Genomic DNA, 7,241 nt, shown 5'->3' with positions numbered 1-7,241 from the left:
CCAGCCCATCCGCTCGCCATATTGGCCGCCATTATTGGCGGGGCCGCGCGCCGGATCGGGCAGCGTTTCGCCGCCCGCCTTGCCCTGGATCTTCCAGGCGACCGGCACCGCGAAACTGCGCCCGCCGGATGCCTCGATCGAAACCGAGACGAGCCCGCGCGCCTCTTTGTGAAATTCGTCCGCGCCGAGGTCCCAATTATGGCCGTTGTTGCGCACCATCACCGCCAGCACATGTTCGCCGGGTGCCTGCGCTGCCTCGGGCAACGCAAAGCGCGCCAGTCCGGTGGTGATCGGCCGCGGCAGGCCGCTCGCCAATTCGTCCTGGCCGACCAGCTTGCCGTCGAGGAACGCTTGCAACATCCCCGCGCCGCCCGCGCCGTAGAACAACGCGATCTGCTGCGCTTCCGGCGATCCGGCGAAACGGCCGCGATACCAAACATCGCCGTCGTGGAAGCCGTAGGGGTCCATGACCAGGGTCGGCTGACCATCGGGCTTGGCAGTGATCGTCGCGGTCTCGCGATTGTCGATCTTTTGCCACTTACTGTCGTCGAACGCGGGATCGGTTTCGGGCGATCCTGCCGCCATCCGCCAAGCGGTCAGCGCGGGAAGCGCGAAATCCACGGGTCTGGCGAGCGGCCGCATCGCGAGGCGGTTGCCGATAGCGCCGGACTTCAGCGCGACGGCCGCGCCATTCCAGCGCACTTGTTTGATTGCCGCCGGCGCCCAAAGCTCGATCGGCGTCTCGGCCTTGGTGTCGCCGGTCAGCAGCAGCGTGCCACGGCTTGCGTCGGCGCGGCGAACGAGCGCGGGACCGCGTACCAGGACCGGGCCGGCGGCCGTGTCGCGCTGCCAGTAGCGCACACCCTCGGCTTCGTCGGTCAACAGCAACGTGAGCGGCGGACGCCCGCCGCCGGTCACGCGGATCACCGCTCGGCCGTCATGCGCGTAGTTCAGCCGAAGGTCGCCCTTCGTCGCGTCGAACACGCTTGCTGCCTGCCCCTCGATCACCTCGACCTTGGGCACGGAGGTGTAGCGCAGGACGGTTTCTCCACCCTCGCCATGCCGGCCATAGAGCAAGGCCAGATCTCCGCCGTCGATGGTCAGCGACGACTGCAGCTCGGACGTCGAATAGACCAGTCGCTGCGCGCCCAGATCGACCCCGGCGAGCAGCCATTTCGCGTCGAACCCGTTCAGCCGCATCGGCGCGGCCTGGGGGAAGGTGTAATGCCCATCGGGCAAGTCGGCGGTGATCGTGAAGCGGTCGTCGGTCTGGCCGTTCGACGGTCGGTGCGTGACCAGCAGGAAGCGCGCGCCGCTCTCCGGGCTCTTGTCGTGATAGACCTGGATATTGGCAGAGGATGCGATCGCCGGCCCGGCCGGGACCATGCCGGCGAGATCGGGGATGCTGGCGATCAGGCCGCCCAGCTGTTTCAGCTCCTCGGCCTTCTCACGCAGCTCGCGCGCTTCGGAAATGGCCGCGCCGTAATCGTAGCTGGAAAACACCACCGGCGCCGGCAACCAGCCCCAGCTCGTCCCGCCATAGCCCATATAGAAGCTCTGGATGTCGATGCCGTTCGCCAGGTTGGTGCCATAGAAGACACGCTGGAAGCGTTTACCGCGCTGGATCGCGTTGCACTCATAGCCGCCGTTCGACCCCCAATAATCGAACCAGCCGCCGCCGAATTCGGCGAGGAAGGCAGGGGTATCGGGCGAAGCCGAGGCCCCGCCCCTCGCGCCGCCGGGGCCGTAAAAACCCCAGTCGGGCGCAGCCGATCCGCGCGTGACCTTTCCGGTCACGGTGCAGGTGCCGCCCGGATAGCCGTCGAACGCGTACAGGTCGTTCGGCCCCTTCACCACGTTATCGACGGGCGAGCTGTCGGGCACCCAATAGCCGTTGCGCCCCTGGTCGTTATGGAACAGCGGGATGGTGACGCCGTCGGCGCGCACCTTGGCATAGAGATGGTCCATGTAGCGCCGTTGCGCCGACGTCGTCAGCGGCAGCTCGTTCTCGATCTGATAGAGGATGACCGTACCGCGATGTCCCTTGCCATCGCCGTTGATCTGATGCCGCGCGACGATCGCGTCGATCCTGCTCATCCACTCGTCGACCGCGGCCAGATAGGCGGGGTCGTCGGTCCGCGCATGGGCCTTTTGGTTGACCAGCCAACCGGGAAAGCCGCCGCGCGACAATTCGGCATTCACATAGGGTCCGGGGCGAGCGATGACGTAGAGCCCCTCCTCTTCCGCCATGGTCAGCACGCGATCGATATCACGGATGCCGGTGAAGTCGTATTCGCCCTGTTTCGACGTGTGGTAGCCCCAGTCGAAATACAGCGCGACGGTGTTGAACCCACTCGCCTTCATCTTCTGCAGGATGTCGCGCCACAGGTCCGGACTCGGCAGGCGAAACGGGTGGAACTCGCTCGACCAGATCAGCTTGCGCTTGCCGTCGATCATCAGCGACCGCGCATCATAGGATATGCGACCGAATGTCTTCGCCGGCGCGGCCAAATTTTCGGTCGGGCGTGCCGTCTGCGCCGGGGCCGCGGTCGCCATCAGGAGACCGGCAAGCACAGCTAGACCGCCCGACGGCTGCGCAATCCTACGCATGATGGAAGATCAGCGGAAGCGGCCATTCTTTCGGCCGGTTATCGGCTTCGACCTCCATCAGCGGCGCCATATGATCCCACCACTTCTTCATGAGCGGATGGTCGGGCAGCGCGTCACGATCATTGTCCTCGCGCAGCTTCAGCACGGCGAACAGCGCGAGCGTGTCCTCATCGAGGAAGATCGAATAATCGTAAATGCCGGCTGTGGTCAGCAGTGCCGACAGCTCCGGCCATATTGCGTCATGGCGACGACGATATTCGTCGATCACGCCGGGTTTCAGCTGCATCTTGAACGCCCAGATTGACACTGCCTCTCCCCGGCAAAAACCCATTATGTGGTATATATGTTCAAAATCTGGTATCCGAGATCGGCTTGCGGGTCAATCTCGACCGCGCCAAAACGGCGTCCTGGCAATGGCCGTATCCGGGGCATCTTCGAGCAAGATCGGCGGTCGTGCATCGGGCGCGGAGACGGCGAGTTGAAGGCCGTCGATCGTAAGCCCGCGCGCGTGCCGCACCCATAGGCCCCAGGCAGGCAACGGGCCGAACATGCTCGGTTCGGGATAGGCGCTGGGATGCTCCTCGGGATGGCGTGCGGCGTCGGCCTCGGTGCCTCCGCCATTATAGGCCAGCCTGATATTCGCGAGCTTCACATTCTCGATCGGATGGCCGACAAGGCCCGCAATCGCCGCGGGATATCGGTGGTCGATACCGGTCGCGTCCACATCGCTGATCGTGACATTGCGGATTGCGCCGATGCCCGTCCCAGGCGGTCCGCGCCGACGATCGCCCAGCCGCAGGAAGATCGGCGCGGTGGTGATGTCGCGCATCGTCAGGCGGCGCGCGACGACATGTTCCATCACCCCGCCATCGACCGCCTCCAGCGCGAGACCGCGGCAATGGGTGAAGCTGCAATCCTCGATCAGAATATCGCGATAGCCGCCGTTGCTCTCGGTCCCCAATTTGATGCGGCCGGTCACACGATCGCGGTCGGGCGCCAATTGCTGGGTCTTGCGGCGCGTACCGTCGAGCATCGTGCCCAGATCGTATCCCGACACCGCGCAACGCCGGATCGTCACGCGCTCGGCGGCAATCGCACGGCCAAGCGCATAGCTGGCCTTGACCACGATCGCGTCGTCATTGGGCGTGTTGACGCGGCAATTCTCGACCAGCGCATCCCGTACGCAGTCCAGGTCGATGCCGTCGCGCTCGGTGTCGATCGTCAGGTTCTGGATCGTCAGGTCGCGCGTACCCGTGGCGAGGATCGCGAAATGCCCGCATTTCAGCATCGAGAATCCTGACAAGCGGATGTTGCGGCCGTTGCGCAGAGCGATCGCCTTGTTTCCCGACCCGCGCATCGCGGCCACATCGGGCTCCAGGGCCGCGATCTGAGCGCCGGTCATGCCCTTCATCGACAGCGGGCGCTCTCCGGTCTGCGCCTTCCACCGCGCGCCCGGTCCGTTGCGCGTCAAGCCCAGTCCATGGATCAGGCCGGGACCGGTGATCGCGGCGTCCTCGACATCCTCTCCCCAGATCAGGCTGTTGCGCCAATGGCTATGCCCGAAATCCTGATAGGGTTGGTCGGCGTCCTCCGGCATGTCGTACTGCCCGGGATGTCGCGCCGGATCGGCAGCCTCAATCACCGCGCCTTTCGCCAGCTGAATGGTGACGTGGCTCTTCAGTTCGATCGAAAAGCAAAGATAGCGGCCCGCCGGCACCAGCACGATACCGCCCGAGGCACGCGCGGCCGCGGCGATCGCGGCGTTGAAAGCGCCGCTGTCGATGGCGCGACCGTCTCCCTTCGCGCCGAACGCCCTGACATCGAACAGGTGCGAAGCGTGCGCAGGAAACGGGAGCAACGCACCCGCGATCAGGCCGAGGTTCAAGGATCGGCGCGTCAACGTCGTTTGGCCCTGTTCGTTACGGTCTCGCATATCGCGCGTCTTTTGGCCGGCGAAATCGTGAACGGTCCATCCCATCCAGGACCACAAAAGGCGACCGGCAACCCGCTGGGCAGCCGGTCGAGGGGAGGAAATGGCGATCCCTCAGCGTCAGAACTTGGCCTGCACGCCGACGAAGAAACGCTGGCCCGGGTAATAGACCTCCGAAGTGCCGATGCCCTTGATGTAGGACTTGGAATATTCCTTGTTGATGTTCTGCATCTCGGCGAACACGCTGAAATGCCATTTGGGAAAGCGAAGGGTGATCTTGCCATCCAGATAGCCCTCGGCCTTACGGTAGATGGGGAGATTGCCGTTATTCGAGTCAGCGATCGTCACCAGCCAATCCGACCGGTAATTGTAGTTCATCCGGACGTTGAGGAAGCCCTTGTCGTAGAAAACGCTGGCATTCCAGGTCCAGGTCGACAGGCCGGGATATTCGTTGAGCGGCGCACCGGTGGCCGAATTGGTCAGGTTGGTGCGGATCGCTCGGGCATAGGTCAGGTTTCCCGACACGCCAAAGCCGTCAAACGGCTTGGGCAGGAAGCTGAACACCGTTTGCGCGCTTGCCTCGACACCGTCGAGTAGCGCGCCGAACCCGTTGACCGGCTGGCGAACGGTATAGGTGATGCCGTCATGGAACAGGTCCACCCCGCTCCGCGTCACGTTGGGAACGACGAAGCTCGATTCATATTTCTTGTAATAGCCGAGGCTGACCAGCGTATCCTTGTTGGGATACCAGGCCAGGTTGAGTTCCCACTGATCGGCACGATACGGCTTCAGGTCGGGATTGCCGGCGGTGCAGACGTCGTCGGCCGAGGCGACCGTGGCATCGTCGAGGCAATTGATGTTCGGCACCAGATCGGTCGGCTTCGGGCGCGCCAGATTCTTTGCCCAATTGGCGCGCAGCACCAGATTGGGCGTGAATTCCAGCGCCGCGTTGAACGCCGGCAGTACATCGGCATAGCTGTTGTTCAGCGTCGCCTGTTGCGCGGCCAGCACCACCGTCTCGGTGCCGCCGGTCGAATTGAAGCGAGTCACGCGGCTGATATTGGTACCGATGCCGCTGTCCTTGGTGAAGGTATAGCGCACGCCGGCATTGCCGGTCAGGCGCATCCCGAAAATTTGAGTGGCGAAATCGGCCTTCAGGTACCCGGCAGCAACCGTCTCGCTGATCTGATACGCCGGAATTTGCGGCAGGCCATTGGCCTTCAGCACGAGATCCTGATCGAAGCCCGACAGGTCATAATATTTGCTGAGGATGTCCGAGTTGAAATTGGCAAAGGAAATTCGACCTGGAATCGTGTTCGGGGCGCCCTGCAGACCGGTGAACAAAGGCGCGCCGCCGCTCACCGTCCCGAGCGCGTCGATCAGACCGGCATATTCCGCTCGCGTGATGTAGTAAGTGGTGCCGTTCACGCGCTGCGGCACGGTGGCCGCATCGACGACGTTGGTCGTGTAGGAGACGTTGGCGCTGCTCTGATAGACGAGCGGCGTAGCCCCCGGTGCCGAAATCAGGCGCGAGCCGCCGCCGGTATAGGAAATATAATCCTGCCAGCGGCCCTGGCCGCCAAATTCGATCATCTTCAGCGGGCCGAAATCGACTTGCCAATCGAAGTCGAGCTTCACCTGCTTTTCGGTGTTGCTCGACTGGGCCGGGCGATATTGCACGACCGGCCCCGCCTGCCCCACATTCCCGGCGCGGTTATAGTCGACATAGATGTTGGGATCGGCGGGATCGACGCTGCTCGGATAGGTCAGCACCGGAATGCCCAGCGCGTTGCGCGTATCCACCGAGGCACCCGCAATCCCCGTGCTCAGTGAGATAAGGTTGGTGTCGCCGGTCGTGTCGGCTTTGGCATAGGACCCCATGCCCTTGACCTTGAGCCGGCCGACATCCCAGTCGAAACCGGTGGTGAAGTATTTCGAGCTCTGGTTGTACTGGAAATCGCGGCGTTGAACGCCCAGGATGTTGCTCGATCCACTATAGACCGGCGCCGCCGCGGTGCCGATGTTCACCGAATTCAAGGCGGTCGTATAGCTGGTGACGACGTGGTTGCCGTCGACCGTCGAGGTGCCGAGTTTGACCTGCGGCGTCGAACTCGTGCCCAATGACGGATCGAGTTGGAAGCGCTGGTAGCGGCCGATGTCGAGCGAGTAATTGGTGTCCATCAACCGCTGGTCGCGGTTGTTGATCTGCGCTTCGGCATACCAGCGGAGATTGTGCGCAACCTCATATTGGACCGTGAAGTCGCCCGACAGGCGCTTGTCGCGCCGCACCAGGTTGCGATAGCGCGGCACCTGCGCCACCCAATCGAAGAACTGCGTCTCACACGCCGCGCGGCGCGTCGCGAACGTCGCGGTCGACGTGCTGCCGACATTCGCGCAGCTACCATAGGTGTTGAACGCCGAATAATTGGGATCGGCGACCGTCTTCTGGTCCGAATGGTCGAAGTCTGCCAACCGTTTGTAATTGGTATTGCTGGCGTAATCCTGGCGTGTCGTGACGTCGTCATAAGTGACGTTCAGCAGTACGCCGAGCCCATCGATGAACAGATGGGGCGTTCCGATCACGAGCGTCCCGCGCGGCCGCCAATCCTGGCTGGTGTCGAGATGCTGCGCGGAAAGCACGACGCTGGCGAGCGGCTTGGTCAAGTCCAATGGCTTGCGCAGCTCGATCGACACGGTCCCG

At 63.4% G+C, this 7,241-nt stretch carries 4 protein-coding genes; all 4 read right to left on the bottom strand.

What is annotated here, in order from left to right; translation table 11 throughout:
* A partial coding sequence (locus tag SAS01S_RS20890; RefSeq protein WP_066812991.1) for a beta-galactosidase occupies positions 1-2,610 on the bottom strand: 2,610 nt, incomplete at its 3' end.
* On the bottom strand, positions 2,603-2,917 hold the full coding sequence (locus tag SAS01S_RS20885; protein WP_066812989.1) for an L-rhamnose mutarotase: 315 nt from the start codon (positions 2,915-2,917) through the stop codon (positions 2,603-2,605). The genes SAS01S_RS20885 and SAS01S_RS20890, both read right to left, overlap by 8 nt.
* A 72-nt stretch (positions 2,918-2,989) precedes the next feature.
* Positions 2,990-4,543 carry a rhamnogalacturonidase gene (locus tag SAS01S_RS20880; protein WP_157082932.1) on the bottom strand — a complete coding sequence of 518 codons (1,554 nt, stop codon included), beginning with the start codon at positions 4,541-4,543 and terminating at the stop codon, positions 2,990-2,992.
* Between the two features lie 117 nt (positions 4,544-4,660).
* Positions 4,661-7,241 (bottom strand): TonB-dependent receptor (locus tag SAS01S_RS20875; protein ID WP_066812988.1); only part of this gene is annotated, 2,581 nt, incomplete at its 5' end.

Source organism: Sphingomonas asaccharolytica NBRC 15499 (assembly GCF_001598355.1).
GTDB lineage: Bacteria > Pseudomonadota > Alphaproteobacteria > Sphingomonadales > Sphingomonadaceae > Sphingomonas > Sphingomonas asaccharolytica.
The sequence above is the reverse complement of the archived record's forward strand: the minus strand, read 5'-3'. Positions and strand labels throughout refer to the sequence as shown.